We start from the raw sequence: 25106 nt of genomic DNA on the forward strand, positions 1-25106 counted from the left end.
ATGCCCAGCCGGCATAATCGGCCGCAAGCTATTCCGCAATCCATGGACCTCAAGCAACTGGAGTATTTCGTCCGCGTCGCCGAGCTCGGCAGCTTCACCAAGGCAGCGGTAGCGCTCGACGTGGCGCAGCCGGCCCTGAGCCGGCAGGTGCGGCTGCTCGAAGTGGAATTGCGCCAGACCCTGCTGACGCGCAACGGCCGCGGCGCCATTCCAACCGAGTCCGGCAAGCTGTTGCTCGAGCATGGACGCGGCATCCTGCACCAGGTCGAGCGGGCGCGCGAGGAACTGGGGCGCGTGCGCGGCCGCCTCGCCGGCCGCGTCGCGGTGGGTCTGCCTCCCAGCGTCGCCAAGGTGCTGGCCCTGCCGCTGATCCGTGAGTTCCGCCAGCGGATGCCCGAGGCGACGCTCTCGATCAGCGAGAGTCTTTCCATCGGCATGCAGGAGGCCCTGGGCAACGGGCGCCTGGACATCGCCCTCCTCTACAACGCGCAACCTTCCCCCGGCATCGAGCTGACGCCGCTGCTGGAAGAACCGCTGTTCCTGGTCGAGCGCCGGACCGGTCGGACGCGCCCGAAGCCCATCGCGTTGCGCGAGGTCGCGAGCATCCCGCTGGTGATCCCGACCCGGCCGAATGCGATCCGGATGCTGGTGGAGTCCGAACTGGCCAACCTGGGCTGCCGCCCGCAGGTGGTGCTGGAAGTCGACGGGGTCTCCGCCATCCTCGACCTGGTCGCCGACGGCGCCGGCGCGGCCATCCTCTCGCGCCACGCGGTTGCGACCTCGCCGCAGCCGCAGACATTCGCCATGCGGCCGGTCGGCACCCCCGCCCTGCGCAGCAAGCTGGCGGTCGCCATGAGTTCGCAGCGGCCGGCCACACTCACGCAGCAGGCCATGCTGCGGCTGATCCAGGAACTGGCGCCACCGCTGATGGCGGCCTGAAGCACGTCGGGGCTCAGCGCTTGCGTCCGGCGAGCAGGCGATCGGCGTATGCCTGCCACGGCGCGTCCTTGGCCAGCCCTTCGAACAGCCGCGCGGCGGCCTGGTCGGCCACCCACTGCTGCCTGTCGGCGGTCGCTGACGCCATCAGCGGCTCGAAGCCGGCCTCGCGCACCGTGTTGGCGGCCTCGCGCATCTCTTCGGCCCGCCGCTTGCCGTGCTGCACGACGCGGCTGAAGAAATAGGCGCCCTGCCGCTGCCAATCGATGGAGGGAAACGTCTCGGCCAGCGTGGGCAACACATGCTCTTCGACGCCGTACGCCCTCGCCGTCGCGTAGCTCTCGATCACCAGCGCCTCGAGCCCCTTGATCATCACGCTGCGGCACATCTTGATGGCCGACGCGACGCCGATCCGCTCCGACACCGCCGTGGCGTCCATCCCCCATTGCCCGAGCTGCGCCGCCAGTCCGGGCGCGCCCGCCCCGCCGAGCAGCATCGGCACCTTGATACCGTGCGGCGGCACGGAAGTCATCACGCCGGCCTCGATATAGCGTCCGCCGGCGGCATCGATGACGGCCGCCGCCCTCTGCTTGGTGCCAGGCGACGCGGAGTTGAGGTCGAGGAACACCGTGCCCGCGCGCAGGAACGGCGCCGCCTCCTGGGCCACGGCGAACGTGCTGGACGCGGTGACGGCCGAGATGACCAGGTCGCAGGCGGCGCACAGCGCCTGCATGGAGGGCTGCACGACGATACCGGCTGCATGCGCATGCCCGGTTTCGGCTGCCCGCGCCGCCACCTGGGCGAATTTCAGGTCCCACGCACTGACCGCCGTCACGCCCGGCAGGGGCTTCAGGCCGGCGCCGAAGATCTTGCCAACCTCGCCGTAGCCGACCAGGCCGATGCTGCGGATGTTCATTCGACTGCTCCTCGTGTCGTGCTTGTCGCGCCCGTGGTCGCCGGATCCCGCGCCACACCGAGCAGGCGCTCCAGCAGTTCGGGCGCGGCCGCCAGTTCATGGGCCGGGCCGGCGTGCACCACCGTGCCGTGGTCCAGCACCAGGGCCTGGTGCGAGATCGCCAGGATCGCCCGCGGGTGCTGCTCCACGATGATCGCCGCCAGTCCTTCGCCGCGGGTGATGCGCGCAATCGCCTTCAGCAATTCCTCGGTGATGATTGGCGCCAGCCCCTCCAGGGGCTCGTCGAGCAGCAGCAGCCGCGGGTTGAGCACCAGGGCCCGCGCGATCGCCAGCATCTGCTGCTCGCCGCCCGACAGTTGCGTGCCGAGGTTGTTCCTGCGCTCGCCCAGCCGCGGGAACATGTCGTAGGCCTCGCGTGGCGTCCAGCGGCCGGGCCGCGCCACGGCCGTGAGATTCTCGTGCACCGTCAACGACTTGAAGATGTTGCGTTCCTGCGGCACCCAGCCGATACCCGCAGCGGCCCGCGCGTGCGCCGGCAGCTTGTTGAGTTCCACGCCGCCGAGCGTGATGGCGCCACTGTGGTGGCGCGTGGCGCCGGCCAGCGTGTCGATCAAGGTCGTCTTGCCGGTGCCGTTGCGACCCAGCAAGGCCATTGTCTCGCCGGCGGCCAGGGAAAGGGACACCTCGTCGATGACCACGGCCTCGCCGTAGCCGGCGCGCAGGCCCTCCACCTGCAACAGATCAGCCATGCACGCGCTCCGTGCCGAGGTACACCGCCCGCACCTCGGCGTTCCTTGCGATCTCGGCCGGCGTGCCTTCGGTCAGCACCGCCCCGTTCACCAGCACGGTCATGCGCGTGGCGAAGCTGAAGACCAGGTCCATGTCGTGCTCGATCAACAGCACCGAAACGTCGGCCGGCAGGCTGCCGACGGTGCGCAGCAACTCCTCGCGCTCGCCGGCCGGCACGCCGGCGACCGGCTCGTCGAGCAGCAGCACGCGCGGCTCGCAGGCCAGCGCGATGGCGATCTCCAGCAGCCGGCGCTTGCCGTAGGCCAGCACCTGCGTCGGCTCGTCGCGCACGGCGGTGAGGTGGAACTGCTCCAGCAGCATGTCGCAGCGCTCCGCGACGGCGCGATCCGCTCCCAGTGGCCGCCACCAGCGCGCGCCCAGGCCGCGGTGCTGCGCCACGGTCAGTGCGAGCGTTTCCAGCGGCGTCAGCCGGTCGAACAACTGGTTGACCTGGAACGTGCGCACCATGCCGCGCCGGGCGCGCTGGTGCGGCGCCAGTCCGGTGATGTCGCGGCCTTCGAGCGTGATGCGCCCCGCGGTCGGCTGCAACACGCCCGTCAACAGGTTGACCAGCGTCGTCTTGCCGGCGCCGTTGGGTCCGATCAGCGCATGGCGCGCGCCCTTGCGCAGGTCGAGGTCGACGTTGCCGGTGGCCGTGATCCCGCCGAAGCGCTTGACGAGGCCGCGCGTGCTGAGCACCACCTCGCCGCTCATGGCTTGCGCCCCCGCCGCCACCAGGTCCAGGGGCGCACCAGCCGGTCGCGACCCACCAGCACCAGCACCACCAGAAACAGGCCGAGCCAGAACGTCCAGTACTGCGGCGTCGCCGCCGAGAGAACGTCCTGCATCAGCTTGAACACGATGGCGCCTGCCACGCCGCCGTACAGCCAGCCCGTGCCGCCCACCACCAGCATCAGCATGACGTCGGCCGAGCGGTGGAAGTCGAACACGTCCAGCGACGCGAACCCGGTGGTCTGCGCCAGCAGCGCCCCGGCCGCGCCCGCGATTGCGGCGGCGACCGTATAGGAAAAGGCCAGCCGCGTGCCGACGGGGATCCCGATCGCCATGGCCCGCAGCCGGTTGTCGCGGATCGCCTGCAGGCTGGCGCCCAGCGGCGAGTTGACGAAGCGGCGCGCCAGGGCGAAGAAGATCAGGAGCACCGTGAGCGAATACCACGCGGCGGTGCGTCCGGAGAGGTCGAATTCGAAGCGCCCGAGCACCGGGCCCATCACCACGCCCTGCAGGCCGTCGGCGCCCCCCGTCAGCCAGTCGAGCTTGTTGGCCAGCTCCAGCAGGATCAGCCCAAAGCCCAGCGTCACCATCAGGCGCGTGAGGTCGCTGCCGCGCTGGATCGTGACCGAAGCCACCGCGCCCACCACGCCCGCCGCGGCGATGCCGACGGCCAGCCCCGTCAACGGGTCGGGCATGACGTGCTTGGCGAAGAGCGCCGCCGAATACGCGCCCATGCCGAGGAACGCGGCGTGGCCAAGCGACACGATGCCGGTGTACCCGAGCACGAGGTCGAGCGACAGCGCGAACAGCGCCACGATGGCGATCTCGTTGACGATCAGCGCATGCGACGGGAAGGCGAGCGGCGCGGCGAAGGCGCCCAGCCACAGCAGCGGCTCCCACGCGCGCCACCGGCGCCTGGCGAGCAGGGACGCCGAACCGTCGCTCATGCCTTGCTCCCGCGTGAGAACAGGCCTTGCGGACGCCAGATCAGGATCGCGATCATCAGGCTGTAGACGATGAAGGCGCCGAGCTTGGGGATGTAGTACTTGCCGGCGACGTCGGCGACGCCCAGCAGCAGCGCCGCCAGCAGCGGGCCGGTGATCGAGGACGTTCCGCCCACCGCCACGACGATGAGGAAATAGATCATGAACTTCAGCGGGAACGTGGGGTCGAGGCCGAGCACCTCGGCGCCCAGCGCGCCGCCCAGCCCGGCGAGCCCGGAGCCGAAGGCGAAGGTGGCGAGGAAGATCGCGTTGACGTTGATGCCCAGTCCCGCCGCCACGCGCTGGTCGTCCACCGCCGCCCGCAAGCGGCTGCCGAAGCAGGTGCGCGCCAGCACGTACTGCAGGCCCACGGTGAGGGCGGCGCAGACGGCGATGATGAACAGGCGGTAATGCCCCATGCCGAGGATCCAGTCGCCGGTGCCGATCTCGGTGCGGCCGCGCAGGAAGCCCGGCAGCTGGATGATCTGCTGCGTAGACCCCATGAACCAGTCGGCGGCGGCGACCGCCATGAACGTGAGGCCGATCGAGAACAGCACCTGGTCCAGGTGCGGCTTGCGGTACATGGGCCGGTAGAGCGTGCGCTCCAGCACCGCGCCGAGCAGTGCCGTGCCGGCGAAGGCGATCGGCAGGCACCAGAGGAACGGCACGCCCCAGCGCTGCATCAGCAGCACCGTGAGGTAGCCGCCCGCCATCGCGAACGCCCCGTGCGCGAGGTTGATGAAGTTCATCAGCCCCATGGTCACGGACAGCCCGACGGCCAGGATGAAGAGCAGCATCCCGTAGGCGATGCCGTCGAAGAGGATGGTGAGCATGAATGCCGGGGCCTGGCCTCCCGGCCTTACCTCGCCTTGCCCGGGTCCTTCACGTCCTTGATCACGTCGAACTCGACGTTCCAGAGCTGGCCGTCCTTCTTCTCCACCTTGCGGATGTAGACGTTGTGCACGACGTCGCGCGTCTGGGCGTCGATGAACATCGGGCCGCGCGGGCTCTCGAACACCTGTCCCTTCATCGCCGCCAGCAGCGCGTCGCCGCCGCCGGCACCCTTGGTCCTCTTTACCGCTTCGTAGATGACCCGCATGCCGTCGTAGCCGCCCACCGCCATGAAATTGGGCCGCAGGTTGCCGTTGGCCTTCATGAACGCGTCGACGAACTTGCGGTTGGCCGGCGAATCGTGCGCCGCCGAGTAGTGGTGCGACGTCACCACGCCCACCGCCACGTCACCCATGCCGTTGAGGATGTCGTCGTCCGTGACGTCGCCGGTGCCGATCAGGCGGATGCCGGCCTTGTCCAGCCCGCGCTCGGCGAACTGCTTCATCAGCGCGGCCCCCGCGCCCGAGGGAACGAACGTGAACACGGCGTCGGGTTTGGCGTCGCGCACTTTCTGCAGGAACGGTGCGAAGTCCGGATTGCGCAGCGGCACCCGCAGCGAGTCCACGACCTGCCCGCCGTTGAACTGGAAGCGCTCCTTGAAGAACTTCTCGGCATCGATGCCCGGGCCGTAGTCGGTGACCAGCGTCACCACCTTCCTGATGCCGTTCTTCGGCGCCCAGTCGGCGATCGCCACCGACACCTGGGGCAGCGTGAAGCTGCTGCGCACGATGTACGGCGATGCCTGCGTGATGCTGGAGGTGGCCGCCGCCATCACGACCAGAGGCGTCTTCGACTGGGTCGCGATCGGCGCCGTTGCCAGCGCGAGCGGCGTCAGCCCGAAACCCGCCAGCACGTTCACCTTGTCGTTGACGACCAGTTCCTGCGCGATGCGCTTGGTGACGTCCGGGGTGCCGGTATCGTCCTTGACGATCAGCTCGATCTTGCGGCCCGCTACTGTGTCGCCGTTCTGGGCCACGTACAGGCGCGCCGCGGCTTCCACCTGCTTGCCGGTGGACGCGAACGGCCCCGTCATCGGCAGGATGAGTCCGACCCGGAAGGTGCCGGACTGCGCCAGGCCCAGGCTGCTGGCCGCGAGCAGCACTGCGGCCAGGGCGGTTCGGATCATCGTTGGCTGGTGCATGGTGTCTCCTTGTCTCTTGTCTCTTGTCTCTTGTCTCGTTGTCTCGTCGCCGGGACGCAGCCGCGCGCGAACGTCGCGATTCTGGGCCCGCGCGCGCCATGGGCCAACCGGGCAAGCCCCACTACCAGCTATGCCGCAGCACTATAGCGGGCGGCCGGCTATCGCAGCGGCGCCGGGGCCGGTGTTCTAACATACCGGCTTCGCAGCACCGCCAGAGGAGACGCCATGCAACAGCTTCCCGCCCGCTACGACCATGTCGGCAGCTTCCTGCGACCCTTGTACCTGCTGGAGGCGCGCGCGCAGAAGGCCAGCGGCCAGATCGATGCGGCGCAACTGCGCGCCGTGGAGGACCGCGCGATCGCCGAGATCGTCAAGTTCCAGGAGGACGTGGGCCTCAAGAGCATCACCGACGGCGAGTTCCGCCGCACCTACTTCCACATCGATTTCCTGGAGCAGCTCGGTGGCGTGAAGACCGACATCCCGGTGACCATCCGCAAGCCCGACGGCACCGAGGAGCTGGCGCCTCCGGTGATGCGCGTGATCGACAAGGTGCGCCATGCGAAGGACATCCAGCGCGCCGACTTCGAATACCTCAAGAGCCGCGTCGGCCCCGGCCGCACGCCGAAGGTGACGATCCCCTCGCCCACCATGCTGCACTTTCGCGGCGGGCGCGCCGGCATCAGCCGCGAGGCCTACCCGGAGCTGGAGCCCGATTTCTACGACGACGTGGCGCGCGCCTATGGCGACGAGCTGCGTTCGCTGGCGGCGGCCGGCTGCACCTACGTGCAGATGGACGACACCAACCTCGCCTACCTCTGCGACGAGAAGATGCGCGAGGCGGCGCGCCAGCGCGGCGACGACCCCGACGAACTGCCGCACCGGTACGCGAAATTCATCAACAAGGTGGTCGCGCAAAAGCCCGAGGGAATGCTGCTGGCCATGCACCTGTGCCGCGGCAACTTCAAGAGCACCTTCGCGGCGCAGGGCAACTACGAGCCGGTGGCCGAGGCGCTGCTCAAGGAGATGAACCTCGACGCGTACTTCATGGAGTACGACGACGACCGCTCCGGCGACTTCCGGCCGCTGCGCTACCTGCCCAAGGGCAAGACCGTGGTGCTGGGGCTGGTGACGACGAAGTTCGGCGAACTCGAAAACAAGGACGTCCTCAAGCGCCGCATCGACGAAGCGTCGAAGTACGCGCCGCTCGAGCAGCTCGCGCTGTCGCCGCAGTGCGGCTTCTCGAGCACCGTGCACGGCAACAACATCGCCGTGGAAGCCCAGCGCCAGAAGCTCCGGCTGGTGATCGAGACCGCCCGGGAAGTCTGGGGCGATCGCTAGGCTGGCCGCACTCCGACGAACCTCTGAACACCGCTTCCGCCATGTCCTGCCTCACCCGACGCCACGCGCTTGGCACCGCCGGCGCCCTCGCCCTCCTCGCCACGGCCGGTGCCGCCGTGGCCGCGCCCCGGTTCCGGATGCAGTCGTGGCCGCTCAAGGCTCCCGAGCGGACCGGTATCCACGACGTGGCGCCGGCGCCGGATGGCGGCGTGTGGTTCACCGCGCAGGCGAGCGGCCACCTCGGATGGTTCGATCCGAAGAGCGGGCGCACCGAGCTGATCCCGCTGGCGCAGCGTTCGTCGCCGCATGGCGTGATCCAGGGTCCCGACAAGGCGGCCTGGATCACCGACGGCGCCCAGAACGCGATCGTGCGCGTGGGCTGGCCGGACCGCAAGGTCATGGCGTTCCCGCTGCCGGCGGGACTGCCGCACGTCAACCTCAACACGGCCGCCTTCGACAGGGACGGCGACCTGTGGTTCACCGGCCAGCTCGGCTACGTGGGCAAGCTCACCGTGAAGACCGGCCAGGTGCGGGCCGGCGTGGTGCCGCGCGGCCGTGGTCCATACGGCATCTGCGCCACGCCGGCCGGCGAGATCTGGTGGTGTTCGCTGGCCGGCTCGTACATCGCGCGCATCGACCGCCGCACCGGCGAGTCGGTGATGGTCGAGCCGCCGACCCGCGAGCAGGGTGCGCGCCGGATCTGGAGCGACAGCCAGGGGCGGCTGTGGGTCGCGGAATGGAACAGCGGGCAGCTCTCCATGCACGATCCGCAGGCCAGGAGCTGGAAGGCGTGGAAGCTGCCGGGCCAGTCGCCGCAGCCCTATGCCGTCTACGTCGACGAACGCGACCTGGTGTGGGTCAGCGACTTCGGCGGCAACGCGGTGTTCGCGTTCGATCCGCGCACCGAGAAGTTCGAACGCTTCGCCATGCCGCGCGCCAATGCCAATGTGCGCCAGATCCTTGGCCGCCCCGGCGAAGTCTGGCTGCCGGAAAGCGGCACCGAGCACATCACCGTGATCCGGACGGCGTAGCGACGGTGCTGCGCCACCGGCGGTGCTCGTGCGTGGGCCCGTGCGGCAAATCTTCGTAAGCGCTGTCACAACGCGGGGCGACGCTCTTGTGCAGTCGCAAGGTCTGCAGTGTCATGGCGTTCACTTTTCGGGAGTACACGCCATGGTCGCGCCGGTACGCTGCTTCGCCATTCTTCTGGCCGTCCTGGCTTCCGCGTGGAGCCCCGGCGCGAACGCGGACGGTGCCACCCATCCGTTCGCATCCTCGGTTCCGATTCCCGACCGTTACATCGTCGTGTTCCGCAGTACGGTCGCGAACCCCGCCGCCGAAGCCGCCAGCCTTGTGCGGGGTGCGGGACCCGGTGCGCAGCTGCATCATGTCTACGGGGTGGCAATCAGGGGGTTCGCCGCCACGCTGCCGGCGCAGGCACTCCAGGGGCTGCGGAACAACCCCCGCATCGAGTCCGTCGAACAGGACCAGACGGTCTCGCTGCAGGCCACGCAATTCGATGCCACCTGGGGACTCGATCGAATCGACCAGCATTACCTCGCACTCAGCAGCACGTACGTCTACGACCGCACCGGCGACGGCGTGACGGCGTTCATCATCGATACCGGCATCCGGGCGGACCACGTCGATATCACGGGGCGGGTGGGCAGCGGATTCGATTCGGTTGGTGACGGGCGCGGCACGGCCGACTGCAATGGTCACGGCACGCACGTGGCGGGCACGGTGGGCGGTTCGGCATGGGGCGTCGCGAAGTCGGTCGCGCTGGTCCCGGTCCGGGTGCTCAATTGCCGCGGGTCGGGCAGCTGGAGCGGCGTGATCGCGGGCGTGGACTGGGTCGCCGGCACCACGGTGCGCCCCGCCGTAGCCAACATGTCGCTTGGCGGCGGGAAGTCGGCTGCCGTGAACGCCGCCGTCGCGGGAGCGGTCGGCAAGGGAGTGACCATGGTCGTGGCGGCGGGCAACAGCACGGCGGATGCCTGCAGCTACTCGCCCGCCAGTGAACCCAGCGCGATCACCGTCGGCGCCACCACCCGCAACGATGCCGGCGCTTCCTACAGCAACTACGGCGCCTGCATCGACCTGTACGCGCCCGGCAGCAGCATCACCTCGGCGTGGCACACCAGCAGCACGGCCATCAACACGATCAGCGGCACCTCCATGGCGTCCCCGCACGTGGCCGGCGCCGCCGTCCTGGTGTCCGAGGCGAACTACGACGCGAACACCAGGAGCTACGCCTCGCCAGCCGCGATCGGTTCCTTCCTCACGACCAACGCGACCGCAGGCGTGCTGAGTGCGATCGGCGCCGGCTCGCCCAATCTGCTGCTCTACTCGCGCGGTTCCGGTGCGGCCGCCGAGCCCGGCACCACGACGGTCGGCATCGCCTCGGTGAACGGCTACGGCGCGAAGAGCGGCAAGAACTGGCGCGCCCGCGCCACCATCGCCGTAGGCAGCGGCACAGACAAGGCCACCCCCGTGGCCAACGTGACGGTCACCGGGTCCTTCGAGCCCGGCGGCAGCGCGAGCTGCGTCACCGACGGCAGCGGTCGCTGCACGGTGACGAGCAGCGCCATTTCCGCAGCGATCCCGCAGACGAACTTCACCGTCTCCAACCTCGCGGGGTCGCGCCTGTCGTTCGACGGCGCCACGGCCAGCATCGTGATCCTCAAGCCCTGAGCGCCACCGCGCCCCCCCTACTCGGCCGCTGCGTTGCCACCTTGACTCACGTCAAGGTAATCGACGGGCGGGCGACTATTGTTCAAGCGCCATTTGCGGGGCGCCGGACAGCACGGGCGACTCCGCCACAAGAGCTTCTTTCGCTCGACAGGAGACAACCATGATGAAGCAGTTGAAGCACTGGCAGGACACGGGCAATGCGGTCCTCGGTCTGTGGCTCGTGTTCTCGCCGCTTGTGCTCGGGTTCCAGACCGAGCTCGTCGACATGGGCAACACGGCGCTGGTGGGCCTGTTGCTGCTGGCGGCCGCCCTCGGCGGCATGTTCGTGCCGCGTGCCTGGGAAGACTGGACCGAAACCGCGCTGGGCTTGTGGCTTGCCGTGGCGCCGTGGGTGACCGGCTTCGCCACCACCATCGCGACGGTGAATGCCGTCATCGTCGGCCTGATCGTGCTGACGCTGGCGCTGTGGGCGCTGCAGGACTACGGGCTCGCGCCGCCCGAGAGCGCCGCGCACTGAAACACCGCGCCGGTCGCGCTTCGCGGTCCCCTATTCGGTCCAGGGAACGCCGCCGGCGAAGGTCTTGTAGCTGACGGCGGCGAGCCAGCCGCTGTCGACCGGCAGCGTGACGCCCGTGATGGCGCGGGCCGCATCCGAGCACAGGAAGAACACCGCCTCGGCGATGTCCTGTGGCGCCGGCAGGCGGTCCAGCGCATGCACCGCCATCATCTTCTTCTCGTCGCGCAGGCCGGCGTCCATCCGGGCGCGCAGCGGCGGCGTCATGACGTAGGTGGGCGCCACGCTGTTGACCCGGATGCCGTGCCGCCCGAGCTCCACGGCGAGCAACTGCGTCAGGCGCGAGACCGCGGCCTTGCCCGGGTTGTAGGCCGGCAGCGGCAGCGGCATGAAGCTGTTGATGGAGCTGACGGTGACGATCGCCCCCTCGCGGCGCTGGGTCATGCGCCGGCCGAAGCTGCGGCAGGCGTGCACGGTGCCGAGGTAGTTCACGCGCCAGACGCGCTCGTGGGCTTCCATGTCCATGTCCAGCACGGTCTCGGCGTTCGCGATGAGGCCGGCGGAGGTGAAGAGCACGCGCACCGGCGGGCCTTCCTGCTCGATCGCGTGGGCAACCCGCTCTACCGCGTCCGGGTCGCCGACGTCGCACGAATGGAAAGAGGCACCGCCTCCAAGTTCATTCGCCAGCGCCTCGCCCGCTTCGCGGTTCAGGTCGACGACCGCCACCCGCATCCCCGACAGCGCAAAACGCCGCGCCGTGGCCGCGCCGATGCCGCTCGCGCCGCCGGTGACGACAGCCGTTGCCTCGCTCATGTGGATCTCCTCTCAAGGCAGGCAGTATGCCGCAAGAGGCGCCGGCGTCGCGGTGGCCGGCCCGGCTCAGTGCAGCCGCGCGGGTTCGCGGGGCAGCGCGGCGAGCACGTGCCGGATCTCCTCCATGCCAACGGGCTTGACGAGATAGCTGAAAAAGCCCGGCGGTGATCCGCCCTCGTCGGCGTCCATCCCGCTCAGGGCGATCAAGGCCGGGCGCCGCGGCCCGAGCGCCTGCCCGATCCCGGTGGCCAGTTCGCGGCCTGTCATGTCGGGCAGGCACATGTCGATGAAGACGACGGACGGCGCCTCGGCCGTGGCTGCCGCGAGCGCCGATCGGCCGTCGTAGGCGACCAGCGCCTGGTAACCGTCCAGCCGCAGCAGTGTCGCGAGCGAGTCGGCGCAATCGACGTTGTCGTCCACGACCATCACCTTGGGCGCCCGCGGCGCCGCCACCTGGGCCGGGGCGGGCGCCTCGGGCCGCGCAATTGCGGGCCCGGCCAGCTCGGGCGCGCGCGGCAGCCGCACGCGGAACTGCGATCCGCGCCCGGGCCCCTCGCTGGAAGCCTCGATGGAGCCGCCATGCATCGCCACGAGCTTCCTGCACAGCGCGAGGCCGAGTCCGAGCCCGTTGCCGCGGCGCGCGCCGGGTTCGAGCTGGACGAAGGACTCGAAGATCGCCTGCAGCTGGGACGGCTCGATCCCGACCCCGGGGTCGGCGACGACGAAGGACACTTCCGTCGGCGAGGCCTCGACCCTGGTCTCGATCACCGCCCCTTCCGGGGAGAACTTGCACGCGTTGTGCAGCAGATTCCCGAGCACCTGTTCCATCCGGTGCGCGTCCACCTCCAGGCGGCCGGCGTCCTGCGGCATCGTGACCGAGATCCGCTGCCGCCGGCTGTCGGCGAAGGTCTGCGCGTCCGCGACGGCGGGCGCAACCACGGCGGCGACCTCGACCGTCTCCTTGATCAGCGCGAGTTTGCCCTGCTCGGCCCGCGCGGCGTCCATGAGGTCGCCGACGAGCCGCTTCATGTGCGCGGTCTGGCGCTCCAGGGCCTGCCACACGTCGTCCAGCGCATGCGGATCCAGCTTGCCCTGCCTGATCATTTCGGTTCCGGCCGACAGCATCGACAGCGGATTGCGCAGTTCGTGCGCCACCATCGCCATGAAATCCGACTTGCGGTGATCCGCCTCGGCCAGCCGGCGCACCCGATCCTGCATGCCCCGGTACGTGCACACGGCCACCTCGGTGACGCCGAGGAGCACGCCGGCGACGGCCAGGAACGATACGTGGGCGAGGACCTCGTGCAGGAGGCTCGCGTCGGCGGGACTGCGCGCCGCGAACAGCCCGGTGTTCGCCGCCAGGAACAGCGCCGCGGCGATCGCGCCCCCGCGCCACGAGGCCAGCCAGGCGGCGGCGACCACGGCCAGGTAGCCCGGCAGGAACTGATGCCGGTCACCAAGCCATGGATCGATCGCCCAGCGCCCCGCCAGCGCAAGCGCGGCGCACGCGGCGCCCACCCAAAGCTGCTGCGCGAGGCCTTCCACGCCACCGGCGAGACTCCCGGCGAGTCGCCGGAAATGGCGCCCGCTGCGCCCGAGAAACTCATGCATGCTGCCCTCGCCTTGACGTTCAACCTGGAGGACGCGCGCAGGCGGCGCCGCCATTGCCCGCAAAGATAGGCGCGCCGCCTGCGCACCGACTTGCCGGAAATCAAGCGGTCCCCCGCGCGGCGCGGGGCAGGTTGTCAGCGGATGTAGCTCGTCATCGAGCCGCGCCGCTCGCATGTGGCGGCCGCGGCGGTCATGACCGGCGCGGCGGCGCGGCGCCGTCCATCAGGCGTGATGCGGCGGCGGCGTGATTTCCCAGTGCTGCAGCACGCGGTCGTGGCCGTCGACGCTCTCCAGGCGCACCCTGAAGCCCCACAGGCGCGCGACGTGCTTGACCACCTCTTCCGCGCCGTTGTCCAGCGGGCGGTCGTTGTGCCGGATGTGGCGCAGCGTCAGCGAGCGGTCGCCGCGCAGGTTGACGTTCCATACCTGGATGTTCGGCTCGCGCATGCCCAGGTCGTACTGTTTCGACAGCGACTCGCGCACGCGGCGGTAACCCGAGTCGTCGTGGATCGCCGAGACCTCCAGTTCCTTGCGGCTCGCGTCGTCGACGATCGCGAACAGCCGCAGCTCGCGCATGAGGCGCGGCGACAAGTACTGGCCGATGAAGCTCTCGTCCTTGAAGTGCCGCATCGCGTAGTCCAGCGTCTTGTGCCAGTCGGAGCCCGCGATGTCCGGGAACCACTCGCGGTCCTCGTCGGTGGGGTGCTCGCACATGCGCCGCAGGTCGGTGAACATGTTGAATCCGAGCGCGTACGGATTGATGCCGCTGTAGCCGGGGTGCGTGACGGGCGGCTGGAACACGACGTTGGTGTGCGAGCTGAGTATCTCCATCATGTAGCCGTCGGTCAGCAGCCCCTGGTCGTACATGTCGTTCAGGATCGTGTAATGCCAGAACGTGGCCCAGCCCTCGTTCATCACCTGGGTCTGGCGCTGCGGATAGAAGTACTGGGCCACCTTGCGCACGATGCGCACGATCTCGCGCTGCCAGGGTTCCAGCAGCGGGGCGTTCTTCTCGATGAAGTACAGGATGTTCTCCTGCGGCTCCTCCGGGAACCGCCGGTGCTCCTTCTTCGACTGCTTGCCCGGCGTCTTGGGCAGCGTGCGCCAGAGATCGTTGATCTGCTGCTGCAGGTAGGCTTCGCGCTCCTTGCGCCGCATCTCCTCCTCCACCATGGAGATCTTCTGCGGCCGGCGGTAGCGGTCGACGCCGTAGTTCATCAGCGCGTGGCAGGCGTCCAGCACCTCCTCCACCGCGTCGATGCCGTGGCGCTCCTCGCACTCGCCGATGTACGACTTGGCGTACACCAGGTAGTCGATGATCGAGCTCGCGTCCGTCCACATGCGGAACAGGTAGTTGCCCTTGAAGAAGGAGTTGTGGCCGAAGCAGGCATGCGCCATCACCAGCGCCTGCATCGGCATCGTGTTCTCCTCCATCAGGTAGGCGATGCACGGGTCCGAATTGATGACGATTTCGTAGGCGAGGCCCATGTGGCCGCGGCGGTAGTTCTTCTCGCTGGAGATGAACTGCTTGCCGAACGACCAGTGCCGGTAGTTCACCGGCATGCCGACCGAGGCGTACGCGTCGAGCATCTGCTCGGCGGAGATCAGCTCCAGCTGCACCGGATAGGTGTCCAGGCCGAAGCGCTGCGCCGTGCGCCGGATCTCGTCGAAGTAGGTCTCGATCAGCTCGAAGGTCCAGTCGGAGGGACTGGGCAGGCGCTTGCCGACCTCTGGTTTGTCGTCCGTCAGGATCATGGCATCCCCACTCACGCGGTCGTCGTGCTCTTCTTGAACAGGTCGCGGAACACCGGGAAGATCTGCGCCGGCGTCACGATCTTCTGCATCGCGAAGTGCGGGTTGGCGTCGCGCACCCTGGTGTACTCCTCCCAGAGGTTCTGGTCCTCGTCCGCCACCTGAACGTAGGCATAGTAGCGGCACAGCGGGAGGAGCTTGTCCTCCAGCAGCTCGCGGCACTTGGAGGAGTCCTGCTGCCAGTTGTCGCCGTCCGAGGCCTGCGCGCCGTAGATGTTCCACTCGCTCCCCATGTACCGCTGGCGGACGATGTCGTTCATCAGCGTGAGCGCAGAGGACACCACCGTGCCGCCGCTCTCGGTCGCGTGGAAGAACTCGTCTTCCGACACCTCGGCGGCCTGCGTATGGTGGCGGATGAAGATCACGTCCGTCTGCTGGTAGTGGCGCGACAGGAACAGGTACAGCAGGATGAAGAAGCGCTTGGCGAGGTCCTTGCGCGCCTCGTCCATCGAGCCCGACACGTCCATCAGGCAGAACATCGCCGCCTTGCTCGTGGGCATGGGCTCGCGCACCCGGTTGCGGTACCGCAGGTCGAACGGGTCGAGGAACGGCACGCGCTTCAGGCGCTGCCTCAGCTCCTCGACTTCCGCCTTCACGGCCGCCAGCTCCGAAGGCGAAGTGCTGGCGTCCTGCTGCATCTGGCGCAGCACTTCCTCCAGGCGCCGCAGCTCGATGCGGGCGTCGCCGCCCATGGCGATGCGCCGGCCGAGCGCGACGCGCATGGAGCGCACCACGTGCAGGCTGGTCGGGTTCCCCTCCGAGACGAAGCCCGCGCGGCGGGTCTTCCATTCCGGGATGTCGGCCAGCAGTTGCGTGCGGATCAGGCGCGGCAGTGCCAGGTCGTCGAAGAAGTAGTTCATGAACTCTTCGCGCGTGATCCGGAAGACGAAGTCGTCCTCGCCCTGGCCGTCCGGCGAGGCGCCGCTGCCGCTGCCGCCGCCGCCACCGCCACCCTGCGGCCGCGGGATCCTGTCGCCGCGCACGTACTCCTGGTTGCCCGGGTGCACCATCTCGCGGGTGCCGCCGGGCGCGTGCTGGAAGACCGGCTCCGACACGTCCCGCCTGGGCAGCGTGATGTCCGTGCCTTCCTCGATGTTGTGGATGCTCCGGTCGCCAACGGCCTTGCGCACGGCCTCCCGGATCTGGTCCCGGTACCGCCTGAGGAAGCGCTCCCGGTTGCCGATCGATTTGTTCTTCCCGGACAGGCGCCGGTCGATCACCTGGTGGAGCATGGCCCGCTCCGGGCGCGCGTTGGATGACACTGCTGCAGCCTTCTCCGTGAACGGGCCGTCAGGAGCTCTTGCGCACGCGGAGGTACCACTCGCACAGCAGGCGGACCTGCCGGTGGGTATACCCCTTCTCGACCATCCGGTTCACGAAGTCCTCGTGCTTCTTCTGCTCGTCGGCGCTCGCCTTGGCGTTGAACGAGATCACCGGCAGCAGGTCCTCGGTGTTCGAGAACATCTTCTTCTCGATCACCGTGCGCAGCTTCTCGTAGCTGGTCCACACCGGGTTCTTGCCGGCATTGCTGGCCCGCGCCCGCAGGACGAAGTTGACGATCTCGTTGCGGAAGTCCTTGGGATTGGACAGCCCCGCCGGCTTCTCGATCTTCTCGAGCTCGGCGTTGAGCGCCGCCCGGTCGAAGATCTCGCCGGTGTCGGTGTCGCGGTATTCCTGGTCCTGGATCCAGAAGTCGGCGTACGTGACGTAGCGGTCGAAGATGTTCTGGCCGTATTCGGAGTACGACTCGAGGTAGGCGGTCTGGATCTCCTTGCCGATGAACTCCGCGTAGCGGGCCGACAGGTGTTCCTTGATGTACGCCAGGTATTTCTGCTCGATCTCCGGCGCGAACTGCTCGCGCTCGATCTGCTGCTCCAGCACGTACATGAGGTGCACCGGATTCGCGGCGATCTCGGTCGAATCGAAGTTGAAGACCTTGGAGATGATCTTGAACGCGAACCGGGTCGACACGCCGGTCATGCCTTCGTCGACGCCCGCGTAGTCGCGGTATTCCTGGTAGCTCTTCGCCTTCGGGTCCGTGTCCTTCAGGTTCTCGCCGTCATAGATCTGCATCTTGGAGAAGATGCTGGAATTCTCCGGCTCCTTCAGGCGCGTCAGCACCGCGAACTGGGCCATCATCTTGAGCGTGCCCGGCGCGCAGACGGCGTCCTTCAGCGACGAATTGCGCACCAGCTTCTCGTAGATCTTCACCTCCTCGGTCACGCGCAGGCAGTACGGCACCTTGACGATGTAGATGCGATCCAGGAAGGCCTCGTTGTTCTTGTTGTTCTTGAACGCCTTCCACTCGCTCTCGTTGGAGTGCGCCATCACGATGCCGTCGAAGGGGATCGCGCCGAAGCCTTCGGTGCCCTTGAAGTTGCCTTCCTGCGTCGCCGTCAGCAGCGGATGCAGCACCTTGATCGGGGCCTTGAACATCTCCACGAACTCGAGCAGCCCCTGGTTGGCCAGGCACAGGCCGCCGGAGTAGCTGTACGCGTCCGGATCGTCCTGGGCGAAGGTCTCGAGCTTGCGGATGTCGATCTTGCCCACCAGCGAGGAGATGTCCTGGTTGTTCTCGTCGCCTGGCTCGGTCTTGGCGATGCCGCACTGCTTCAGGATCGAGGGATAGCGCTTCACGACCCGGAACTTGCGGATGTCGCCGCCGAACTCCTCGAGCCGCTTGACGGCCCATGGCGACATGATCCGCTGCAGGTAGCGCGGCGCGATGCCGTACTGCTGCTCGAGCACGGGCGCGTCCTCGGCGTTGTTGAACAGGCCCAGCGGCGACTCGTTCACCGGCGAGCCCTTGATCGCATAGAACGGCACCTGTTCCATCAACTGCTTCAGGCGCTCGGCGATCGACGACTTGCCGCCGCCCACCGGTCCCAGCAAGTACAGGATCTGTTTCTTTTCTTCCAGTCCCTGGGCCGCATGCCGGAAGCAGGAGACGACCTGCTCGATGGGCTCTTCCATCCCGTAGAAATCCTTGAACGCCGGATAGATGCGGACCATCTTGTTGCCGAAGATGCGCGACAGGCGCGGATCGTGGCGGGTGTCGATCACTTCCGGCTCGCCGATCGCCGCGAGCATGCGCTCGGCGGCGGTCGCATACGCCATCTTGTCGCGCCGGCAGAGGTCGAGGTACTCCTCCAGCGACATCTCCTCCTCGCGCGTCTGCTCGTAGCGCGCCAGAAAATTTCGGACTACATCCATGAAACCCCCTTCCAGTCGGTGACAGCGGCTCGCGCGGTTGGAACTGCCCGTGCGAAAGTCACTGTACCCGACGACACGTTGTGTGAAACGTCACGAGTTGTAGGTCAAAACCGTCGTTCCGCGTAGGTGAGCGGTAGATCGCCTCGACGCCAGTGAAGTTTCTAGGGGAAAGCGCGCGTCGGCCTAGGGGAAATCGTGGGTGGACAGCGGGCGGGCCTTGTCGACAGACTGGCAGTCCGGCGGCTGCGCCGTCGTCAGCCGAGCGTGAAGAAGAAGGTGGCGCCTTCGCCTGCGACCGACTCGGCCCGGACCCCGCCGCCGTGCAGCAGCACCACCTTGCGCACGATCGCGAGCCCGATGCCGGTGCCCTCGAATTCGTCCTGGGTATGCAGGCGCTGGAACGGCTTGAACAGCTTGCCGGCCCAGGCCTCGTCGAATCCGGCACCGTTGTCGCGCACGAAATATGTTGCGGGCGACCCCTCCAGCCGGCCGACCTCGATGCGCGCGCACGCGACGCGCGAGGTGAACTTCCAGGCGTTGCCCACGAGGTTGTCGATCACGTGCGCCAGCAGCCGCGGATCGCCGCGGACGACCAGGCCGGGCGCGATCGCCACCTCCGCGCGGCGCTCCGGAGCGCCCTCGCGGCAAGCGGCGACGGCCGCGTGCGCGAGCGCCGACAGGTCGACCGGCTTGGCGCGCAGGCTGCCTTGCGAAAGGCTGGCCAGCGAAAGCAAACCGTCGGTGAGTTCGCGCATGTGGTGCACGCCGGCGACGATCCGCCGCAGGTAGTGCCGGCCGCGCTCGTCCAGGCCCGGGCCGGCCAGCCGCTGCAGGCAGTCGCCGAAACCCTCGATGGCGCCGAGCGGCGCGCGCAGGTCGTGCGCGATGGCATAGGAGAACGCCTCCAGCTCGCGGTTGGCGATCTCCAGTTGCGCAGTGCGTTCCTTCACCCGCGCTTCCAGCTGCGCGTTCAGCTGCAGCAACTGCTGCCGGCCCCGCACCCGCTCGGTGACGTCGCGCACGTACACGGCCACCCCTTCCGCGGACGGGTAGATCTTCAGCTGCACCCACAGGTCCAGCGGTTCGTAGAACTCCTCCGCCTGCACCACGGTGTTCTCTTCGAGCGCGCGCCGGTAGTGCGCGAGGATGCCGCCGGCGCCGGGCGCCGGAAACTCGTCGGTGATGCGCCGGCCCAGCAAATCCCCGCGCGGGCGCGCCATCAGGCGCTGCGCTTCCGGGTTCAGGTACGTGAATCGCCAGTCGCGATCGAGCGTGAAGAACCCGTCGGTGAGGCGCTCCAGCGTGTTGGTGAGCTGGCGTGCCTGGCGGCGGGTGTGCTCGGCCGCCAGGCGCCTCCCGGTGATGTCCTGGCACGCCCCGTGGAGGCGCAAGACCCGCCCGTCGCCGTCGCGCTCCGCCTCGCCGATCAGCCGGAACCAGCGGGTACGGCCGCCGGCCAGCGCGACCGGCGTCTCGACGTCGAATCCCTCGCCGACGGCGAGGCAGCGCTGCAAGGTGCTGCGGGCAAGCGGCCGGTGCCCCGGCGCGAAGAACGCGCTGGCCTGCTCGAGCGTCGGCGCGAAGCCGATGTCGACCTCGCACAGGCGGCACAGCTCGTCCGACCAGGTCATCCGCTCCTGCCCCGCAACGTAGGTCCAGGCGCCGAGCCGGCCCATTCGAGCCGCCATGTGCAACAGGCCTTGCGCTTCCCGCAAGTGCGTTTCCAGCGCCTTGGCCGCCGTGATGTCCCGCGTCGTGCCGCGGTAGCCGGTGAAGCGGTCGTGCTCGTCGAAGACCGGCTCACCGCTGATGGAGACGTACACCGGGGGCCGGCCGGGGCGAACCCGAACGCACTCCAGCTCGCGGAAGGCGCGGTGCGCCTGCACGTCCAGGCGGTGCGCGGCCCAGGTTCCGTCGACCGGCCGCAGCCCGGCGATGTCCCACCGGCACAAGCCGAGCGCCGCGGAGTCGGGCCGCCAGCGGCCTTCCTGCGGGTGGCCCTCGAAGGCGACGAACCGGAACTGGGCGTCCTGCTCCCAGTACCAGCTCGCCGACAGCAGCGTCAGGCTGCGAAACCGCGCTTCGCTCTCGCGCAGCGCCAGCTCCGCCCGCTTGCGCCCGCCGATGTCCTGCGCCTGGACGATGAAGTGCAGGGGCTCGCCGCCAGTGCGACGCACCAGGGCGCAGCTGAGGTCGACCCAGACGAGCTCGCCACGGCCGTGCCGGAGGCGTACCTCGCTGCGGAACGCCGACTGCGTTCCGGCGAGGCACAGCGCGCGCTCGCCCGCTTCGCCAGCTTCGTCGCCGGGATGCAGGAGCGCTGCGCCGCCGGCCAGGATCTCGTGCTCGCCGCGGCCGGCCAGCTCGCAGAACGCGCGATTCACGCGCAGCGGGCGCCCGTCCGGCGCCAGCAGCAGCATGCCGACCGGGGCATGGTTGAACGCGCTGGCGAAGTGGCGCGCGGCGCTGTCGCTGTCCAAGGGCGCCGCGGCGGGAGCATCGGTTTCGCGATCGGGGGAGGCGGCCGGCGAGCCGGGAAAGGACTGCATGGAACTGATGAGCAAGGCCGTGCGACTTTACGGCCGAGCTCGCCCCCCTGCCATGGCACTGCCTAGGGAATTTTCCTAACGGACGCACGAACGGACACGGTCCAAGCGGACCTTTCCGGCGCCGGCTCGCGGCCCGGCCGGTGGAGAATCCATCACCTCCCCATTGCCAAACCCCATGCCAGAGCAAGCCAGCGCCGATTCCTTGTCCGACCAGACGCGGGAGCTGGCTCCCGTCCTGCTGGACCACACGCGGGACGCCGTCGTCCTGCACGATGCCGACCAGCGGATCGCCTCGTGGAACCGTGGCGCCGAGCAGATGTTCGGCCATTCGAGACATGTTGCGATCGGGCGCCGGTTCGAGGACCTCATGGGGCCGACCGCGGCCCTGCCCGAAGATGCACACCGGCAACTCGCCGAGCGCGGCGAGTGGTCCGGCGTGCTCGAGTGCATCGACGCACAGGGCCAGGTCGTGACCGTGGAGCGCCGCTGCACGCTCCTGGACAGGGGCGGCGGCCAGGGCCGCCTGGTGCTCAGCGTCGACAGCGACATCACCGAGCAGCGGCGCGCCGAAAAGGAGATCGTGCTGCTCAACAACCTGCTGGAGCAGCGTATTCGCAGCCGCACGGCCCAATTGCAGGAGAGCAACGAGGACCTGCGCGGCCTGGCCTATTCGCTGGCGCACGACCTGCGCGCGCCGCTGTCGTCGGTGGACGTCTTCACCGCCCAGCTGGAGCACAGGCTTGCCGACCGCCTGGACGAGAAATCCCGCCACTACCTGCGGCGGGTGCGCGCCGGCGTGCGGCTGATGTCCGAACTGACCGAAGGCCTGCTCGCGCTCGCCAACCTCTCGAGCGCGCCCTTGTTGCACCACAGCGTGGACCTGTCCGCGCTGGCGCAATCGACCGTCGACCGGTTGCGCGAGCGGGACCCCGGGCGCCAGGTGACGGTGGTGATCGAGGAGACGCCGCGCGCGCGGGGCGACGTGCGCCTGCTCACGGACCTGATGGAGAACCTGCTGGGCAACGCCTGGAAATTCACCTCGGGCACGCCCGGCGCCCGGATCGAGTTCGGCGGCGAGCGCGGCCCGGGCGGCACCTGGCGCTATTGCGTGCGCGACAACGGCGCCGGGTTCGACCCGGCCTACGCCTACAAGCTGTTCAACCCCTTCCAGCGGCTGCACACCGCCGCCGAATTTGAAGGCACCGGCATCGGCCTGGCGATGGTGCGCAAGATCGTCTCGCGCCACCACGGCAGCATCTGGGCCGAGTCGCGGCCCGGCGGCGGCGCGGCGTTCCGGTTCACGCTCGGCGACCGCGGCGCCGCCCCGGCGGGGCCGACACCGGCCTGAAGAGATCGCAATCCAGCGGCGTGACTCAGAGCGCCGACACCTTCACCGCGCCGCTCGCGAAGAACGCGTCCAGGTTGGCCAGGGCCAGGTCCGCCATCGCCTTGCGGGTCTCGTGCGTGGCGCTGGACATGTGCGGCAGCAGCACGGTGTTGTCCAGTGTCAGCAGCGCCGGCGGCACGTTGGGCTCGTCGGCGTAGACGTCCAGCCCGGCGCCGCCCAGGCGGCCCTCGGCCAGCGCCGCCACCAGGGCTGTCTCATCGACGACGCTGCCGCGCGCGATGTTGACCAGGAACCCGCGCGGCCCCAGCGCGTTCAGGACGGCCGCCGACACCAGGTTGCGGCTTTCGTGGCCGCCGGCGGCCGCCACGACCAGGAAATCCGCCCAGCGCGCCAGTTCCTCGAGCGAGGCCTCGTAGCCATAAGGCACGTCGACGACCGGGCGGCGGTTGTGGTAGCGGATCTCCATGTCGAAGCCGGCGCAGCGCTTCGCGATCGCCCGGCCGATCCGGCCGAGGCCGACGATGCCCAGCCGCTTGCCGGTGACGCTGGTGCTGAGCGGAAACGCAGTGGTCTGCGTCCAGCCGCCGCGCCGCACGAAACGGTCGGCCTCGCTGCCGCGGCGCGCGACGTCCAGCAGCAGCAGCATCGCGGTGTCGGCGACGCAGTCGTTCAGCACCTGCGGCGTGTAGCCGACGGCGACGCCACGCTCGCGCGCCGCGGCCAGGTCGACCGCGTCGAGTCCGACGCCGACGATGGAGGCCACGCGCAGGTGCGGCAGCGCCGCCAGCATGGCGGCGTCGATGCCCAGGCGCGCCGACGCGATGTAGCCGGCGAACTCGCCGCCATGGACGGCCAGGAAAGCCTGGGGGTCCGCTTCGCGCCACAGCGCATGGACCTCGTAGCGCCCGGCCAGGTCCGCTTCGAGCGCCGGCAGCAGCCGGCCGTTCTGGAGCACTCGCTCTTTCATTTCTTGCCTTCGTGGACCGTGGTCGTCAGTGGATTTCCGGCTCGCCGCCCTGCGCCGCCTGCGCACGCTCGGTCTCCAGGAAGTCGAAGTCGCACCCGGTGTCCGCCTGTCCGATGTGCTTGAGGTACAGCACGCCGTAGCCGCGCGTGAACTTCGGCGCCGGGGCCTCCCACGCGGCGCGGCGGTGCGCGAGTTCCTCGTCGCTGACCAGCACGCGGATGCTGCGCGCGTCGACGTCGAGCTCGATGTGGTCGCCGTCACGCACCAGCGCCAGCGGCCCGCCCACGTGCGACTCGGGCGTGACGTGCAGCACGCAGGCGCCGTAGCTGGTGCCGCTCATGCGCGCGTCGCTGATGCGGACCATGTCGCGCACGCCTTCCTTCAGCAGCTTCTGCGGGATCGGCAACTGCCCCCACTCGGGCATGCCGGGCGCGCCTTGCGGGCCGGCGCTCTGCAGCACGATCACGCTGTCCTTCGTCACCGGCAGCGCCGGGTCGTCGATGCGCGCCGCCATGTCGTTGTAGTCCTTGAACACCACGGCTGGCCCCGTGTGCTTGCGCAGGTGCGGTTCCATGGCGGCCGGCTTGATCACGGCGCCGGCCGGCGCCAGGTTGCCGGTCAACACGGCCAGCCCGCCGCTGGCCAGCAGCGGGTTGGCGCGCGGCCGGATGACGTCGTCGTTCCAGACCTTGGCGCCTTCGACGTTGTCGCCCAGGCAGCGGCCGTTCACGGTCTTCTGCGTGAAATCGACCAGGTCGCCGAGCTGCGTGAGGAAGGCGCGCACGCCGCCGGCGTAGAAGAAGTCCTCCATCAGGTACTTCCCGCCCGGGCGGATGTTGGCGATGACCGGCGTCTTGCGTGCCAGCTCGTCGAAGCGGGCGAGGTCCAGCGCGATTCCGGCGCGCCGTGCCATCGCGATCAGGTGCACGATCGCGTTGGTCGAACCGCCCAGTCCCAGGACGGCCGTCACGGCGTTGTCGAAGGAGGCGGCGGTGAGGATGTCCGAGGGCTTGAGGTCCTCCCACACCATGTCGACGATGCGCTTGCCGGTCAGCGTCGCCATCTGCGCATGGCGCGAATCGGGCGCCGGGATCGATGCCGCCCCGGGCAGCGTCAGCCCCAGCACTTCCACCGCACTGGTCATGGTGCTGGCGGTACCCATCGTCATGCAGTGCCCCGGCGAGCGCGCGATGCCGTCCTCGACGTCCTGCCAGTCCTGCTCGGTGATGTTGCCCGCGCGCAGCTCGGCCCAGTATTTCCAGGTGTCCGAGCCCGAGCCCAGGTACTGGCCCTGGTAGTCGCCGCGCAGCATGGGCCCGGCCGGCATGAAGATCGCAGGCAGGTTCATCGAGATCGCGCCCATGACGAGCGCCGGCGTGGTCTTGTCGCAGCCGCCCATCAGCACGCAGCCGTCGGCCGGGTACGAGCGCAGCAGCTCCTCGCATTCCATCGCCAGCAGGTTGCGATAGAGCATCGTCGTCGGCTTCTGGAACGGCTCGGACAGGGAAATCGCCGGCATCTCCACCGGAAAGCCGCCCGCCTGCCAGATGCCGCGCTTGACCTCCTCCACCCGCTGCTTGAAGTGCGTGTGGCAGGGATTGATGTCGCTCCAGGTGTTGATGATCGCGATCACCGGCTTGCCGGCGTAGTCGCTGCGGTGGAATCCCATCTGCGCGGTGCGCGAGCGGTGGCCGAAGGAGCGCATGTCCTTCACGCCATACCAGCGGTGGGAGCGGAGTTCTTCTGGTTTCTTGCGTTGGGCAGTCATGGGGAGCGATGGTAGTGGACGCGCCAGCCCCCGGGAAAGTCCCAGTGCGAAAGGTTATGGCGCATAACCAACGCGCCGCCAATAATCCCTC

20 protein-coding genes are annotated in these 25106 nt (G+C 69.0%); 6 read left to right on the plus strand and 14 right to left on the minus strand.

From position 1 onward, the window contains the following. The first annotated feature begins 42 nt into the window (after positions 1 to 42). Complete coding sequence (locus RAMLITH_RS04980) at positions 43 to 939, plus strand: LysR substrate-binding domain-containing protein (RefSeq protein ID WP_168106177.1); 897 nt, start codon at positions 43 to 45, stop codon at positions 937 to 939. 13 nt (positions 940 to 952) lie between these two features. Here the strand turns inward: RAMLITH_RS04980 and RAMLITH_RS04985 are convergent, their stop codons facing one another. From RAMLITH_RS04985 to RAMLITH_RS05010, 6 genes are read right to left on the minus strand one after another with little or no spacing between them, the layout of a single operon-like run. Next, positions 953 to 1852, minus strand: a complete 900-nt coding sequence (locus RAMLITH_RS04985) for an NAD(P)-dependent oxidoreductase (protein ID WP_168106178.1) — start codon at positions 1850 to 1852, stop codon at positions 953 to 955. Beyond that, on the minus strand, positions 1849 to 2601 hold the full coding sequence (locus RAMLITH_RS04990; protein ID WP_168106179.1) for an ABC transporter ATP-binding protein: 753 nt from the start codon (positions 2599 to 2601) through the stop codon (positions 1849 to 1851). The genes RAMLITH_RS04985 and RAMLITH_RS04990 overlap by 4 nt, the downstream gene beginning before the upstream one ends. Next, complete coding sequence (locus tag RAMLITH_RS04995) at positions 2594 to 3355, minus strand: ABC transporter ATP-binding protein (protein WP_168106180.1); 762 nt, start codon at positions 3353 to 3355, stop codon at positions 2594 to 2596. The genes RAMLITH_RS04990 and RAMLITH_RS04995 overlap by 8 nt, the downstream gene beginning before the upstream one ends. Then, complete coding sequence (locus tag RAMLITH_RS05000; protein ID WP_168106181.1) at positions 3352 to 4320, minus strand: branched-chain amino acid ABC transporter permease; 969 nt, start codon at positions 4318 to 4320, stop codon at positions 3352 to 3354. Before RAMLITH_RS05000 ends, RAMLITH_RS04995 begins: the two co-directional genes overlap by 4 nt. Continuing rightward, the gene (locus tag RAMLITH_RS05005; protein WP_168106182.1) at positions 4317 to 5189 is read right to left on the minus strand and encodes a branched-chain amino acid ABC transporter permease; all 873 of its coding nucleotides are present in this window, start codon (positions 5187 to 5189) and stop codon (positions 4317 to 4319) included. Before RAMLITH_RS05005 ends, RAMLITH_RS05000 begins: the two co-directional genes overlap by 4 nt. A 26-nt stretch (positions 5190 to 5215) precedes the next feature. Continuing rightward, a complete protein-coding gene (locus tag RAMLITH_RS05010) occupies positions 5216 to 6388 on the minus strand; it encodes an ABC transporter substrate-binding protein (protein ID WP_168106183.1) in 1173 nt (390 codons plus the stop codon). 225 nt (positions 6389 to 6613) lie between these two features. On the opposite strand from RAMLITH_RS05010, the gene RAMLITH_RS05015 reads away from it, so the two are divergent. The 4 genes from RAMLITH_RS05015 to RAMLITH_RS05030 all read left to right on the plus strand — a co-directional run bounded on the left by RAMLITH_RS05015 (position 6614) and on the right by RAMLITH_RS05030 (position 10937). Beyond that, the gene (locus RAMLITH_RS05015; protein WP_168106184.1) at positions 6614 to 7726 is read left to right on the plus strand and encodes a 5-methyltetrahydropteroyltriglutamate--homocysteine S-methyltransferase; all 1113 of its coding nucleotides are present in this window, start codon (positions 6614 to 6616) and stop codon (positions 7724 to 7726) included. Positions 7727 to 7767: 41 nt separating this feature from the next. Next, positions 7768 to 8757 carry a Vgb family protein gene (locus tag RAMLITH_RS05020; RefSeq protein ID WP_168106185.1) on the plus strand — a complete coding sequence of 330 codons (990 nt, stop codon included), beginning with the start codon at positions 7768 to 7770 and terminating at the stop codon, positions 8755 to 8757. 142 nt (positions 8758 to 8899) lie between these two features. Then, positions 8900 to 10420, plus strand: a complete 1521-nt coding sequence (locus RAMLITH_RS05025; RefSeq protein ID WP_168106186.1) for a S8 family peptidase — start codon at positions 8900 to 8902, stop codon at positions 10418 to 10420. A 160-nt stretch (positions 10421 to 10580) separates the two neighbouring features. Then, positions 10581 to 10937, plus strand: coding sequence for an SPW repeat protein (locus RAMLITH_RS05030; RefSeq protein ID WP_337786104.1), 357 nt, complete (start codon positions 10581 to 10583; stop codon positions 10935 to 10937). Positions 10938 to 10967: 30 nt separating this feature from the next. Here RAMLITH_RS05030 and RAMLITH_RS05035 read toward each other — a convergent pair whose 3' ends face one another. The 6 genes from RAMLITH_RS05035 to RAMLITH_RS05060 form a co-directional block, all read right to left on the minus strand. Then, positions 10968 to 11747, minus strand: a complete 780-nt coding sequence (locus tag RAMLITH_RS05035; protein WP_168106187.1) for an SDR family NAD(P)-dependent oxidoreductase — start codon at positions 11745 to 11747, stop codon at positions 10968 to 10970. A 66-nt stretch (positions 11748 to 11813) separates the two neighbouring features. Then, positions 11814 to 13358 carry a hybrid sensor histidine kinase/response regulator gene (locus RAMLITH_RS05040; RefSeq protein WP_168106188.1) on the minus strand — a complete coding sequence of 515 codons (1545 nt, stop codon included), beginning with the start codon at positions 13356 to 13358 and terminating at the stop codon, positions 11814 to 11816. A 222-nt stretch (positions 13359 to 13580) separates the two neighbouring features. Then, a complete protein-coding gene (locus RAMLITH_RS05045; protein WP_168106189.1) occupies positions 13581 to 15113 on the minus strand; it encodes a SpoVR family protein in 1533 nt (510 codons plus the stop codon). Between the two features lie 11 nt (positions 15114 to 15124). Beyond that, on the minus strand, positions 15125 to 16402 hold the full coding sequence (locus RAMLITH_RS05050) for a YeaH/YhbH family protein (RefSeq protein WP_168106190.1): 1278 nt from the start codon (positions 16400 to 16402) through the stop codon (positions 15125 to 15127). A gap of 58 nt (positions 16403 to 16460) precedes the next feature. Continuing rightward, positions 16461 to 18383 (minus strand): PrkA family serine protein kinase, encoded by a 1923-nt coding sequence (locus RAMLITH_RS05055; RefSeq protein WP_168106191.1) that lies wholly within the window; start codon positions 18381 to 18383, stop codon positions 16461 to 16463. Positions 18384 to 18637: 254 nt separating this feature from the next. Then, complete coding sequence (locus tag RAMLITH_RS05060) at positions 18638 to 20932, minus strand: PAS domain-containing sensor histidine kinase (RefSeq protein WP_168106192.1); 2295 nt, start codon at positions 20930 to 20932, stop codon at positions 18638 to 18640. A 175-nt stretch (positions 20933 to 21107) separates the two neighbouring features. On the opposite strand from RAMLITH_RS05060, the gene RAMLITH_RS05065 reads away from it, so the two are divergent. Further along, positions 21108 to 22280, plus strand: a complete 1173-nt coding sequence (locus tag RAMLITH_RS05065) for a sensor histidine kinase (protein WP_168106193.1) — start codon at positions 21108 to 21110, stop codon at positions 22278 to 22280. A 25-nt stretch (positions 22281 to 22305) separates the two neighbouring features. Here RAMLITH_RS05065 and RAMLITH_RS05070 read toward each other — a convergent pair whose 3' ends face one another. Together RAMLITH_RS05070 and araD are read right to left on the minus strand one after the other, a co-directional pair. Then, a complete protein-coding gene (locus RAMLITH_RS05070) occupies positions 22306 to 23247 on the minus strand; it encodes a 2-hydroxyacid dehydrogenase (protein WP_168106194.1) in 942 nt (313 codons plus the stop codon). Positions 23248 to 23272: 25 nt separating this feature from the next. Then, positions 23273 to 25015 (minus strand): L-arabinonate dehydratase, encoded by a 1743-nt coding sequence (gene araD / locus RAMLITH_RS05075; RefSeq protein WP_168106195.1) that lies wholly within the window; start codon positions 25013 to 25015, stop codon positions 23273 to 23275. Positions 25016 to 25106 lie beyond the last annotated feature (91 nt).

This window comes from Ramlibacter lithotrophicus, assembly GCF_012184415.1.
Lineage (GTDB): Bacteria > Pseudomonadota > Gammaproteobacteria > Burkholderiales > Burkholderiaceae_C > Ramlibacter > Ramlibacter lithotrophicus.

Coding starts and splice junctions, on each gene's coding strand:
- RAMLITH_RS04980 (WP_168106177.1), top strand. CDS start 43: ATGGACCTCAAGCAACTGGAGTATTTCGTCCGCGTCGCCGAGCTCGGC.
- RAMLITH_RS04985 (WP_168106178.1), bottom strand. CDS start 1,852: ATGAACATCCGCAGCATCGGCCTGGTCGGCTACGGCGAGGTTGGCAAG.
- RAMLITH_RS04990 (WP_168106179.1), bottom strand. CDS start 2,601: ATGGCTGATCTGTTGCAGGTGGAGGGCCTGCGCGCCGGCTACGGCGAG.
- RAMLITH_RS04995 (WP_168106180.1), bottom strand. CDS start 3,355: ATGAGCGGCGAGGTGGTGCTCAGCACGCGCGGCCTCGTCAAGCGCTTC.
- RAMLITH_RS05000 (WP_168106181.1), bottom strand. CDS start 4,320: ATGAGCGACGGTTCGGCGTCCCTGCTCGCCAGGCGCCGGTGGCGCGCG.
- RAMLITH_RS05005 (WP_168106182.1), bottom strand. CDS start 5,189: ATGCTCACCATCCTCTTCGACGGCATCGCCTACGGGATGCTGCTCTTC.
- RAMLITH_RS05010 (WP_168106183.1), bottom strand. CDS start 6,388: ATGCACCAGCCAACGATGATCCGAACCGCCCTGGCCGCAGTGCTGCTC.
- RAMLITH_RS05015 (WP_168106184.1), top strand. CDS start 6,614: ATGCAACAGCTTCCCGCCCGCTACGACCATGTCGGCAGCTTCCTGCGA.
- RAMLITH_RS05020 (WP_168106185.1), top strand. CDS start 7,768: ATGTCCTGCCTCACCCGACGCCACGCGCTTGGCACCGCCGGCGCCCTC.
- RAMLITH_RS05025 (WP_168106186.1), top strand. CDS start 8,900: ATGGTCGCGCCGGTACGCTGCTTCGCCATTCTTCTGGCCGTCCTGGCT.
- RAMLITH_RS05030 (WP_337786104.1), top strand. CDS start 10,581: ATGATGAAGCAGTTGAAGCACTGGCAGGACACGGGCAATGCGGTCCTC.
- RAMLITH_RS05035 (WP_168106187.1), bottom strand. CDS start 11,747: ATGAGCGAGGCAACGGCTGTCGTCACCGGCGGCGCGAGCGGCATCGGC.
- RAMLITH_RS05040 (WP_168106188.1), bottom strand. CDS start 13,358: ATGCATGAGTTTCTCGGGCGCAGCGGGCGCCATTTCCGGCGACTCGCC.
- RAMLITH_RS05045 (WP_168106189.1), bottom strand. CDS start 15,113: ATGATCCTGACGGACGACAAACCAGAGGTCGGCAAGCGCCTGCCCAGT.
- RAMLITH_RS05050 (WP_168106190.1), bottom strand. CDS start 16,402: ATGCTCCACCAGGTGATCGACCGGCGCCTGTCCGGGAAGAACAAATCG.
- RAMLITH_RS05055 (WP_168106191.1), bottom strand. CDS start 18,383: ATGGATGTAGTCCGAAATTTTCTGGCGCGCTACGAGCAGACGCGCGAG.
- RAMLITH_RS05060 (WP_168106192.1), bottom strand. CDS start 20,932: ATGCAGTCCTTTCCCGGCTCGCCGGCCGCCTCCCCCGATCGCGAAACC.
- RAMLITH_RS05065 (WP_168106193.1), top strand. CDS start 21,108: ATGCCAGAGCAAGCCAGCGCCGATTCCTTGTCCGACCAGACGCGGGAG.
- RAMLITH_RS05070 (WP_168106194.1), bottom strand. CDS start 23,247: ATGAAAGAGCGAGTGCTCCAGAACGGCCGGCTGCTGCCGGCGCTCGAA.
- araD (WP_168106195.1), bottom strand. CDS start 25,015: ATGACTGCCCAACGCAAGAAACCAGAAGAACTCCGCTCCCACCGCTGG.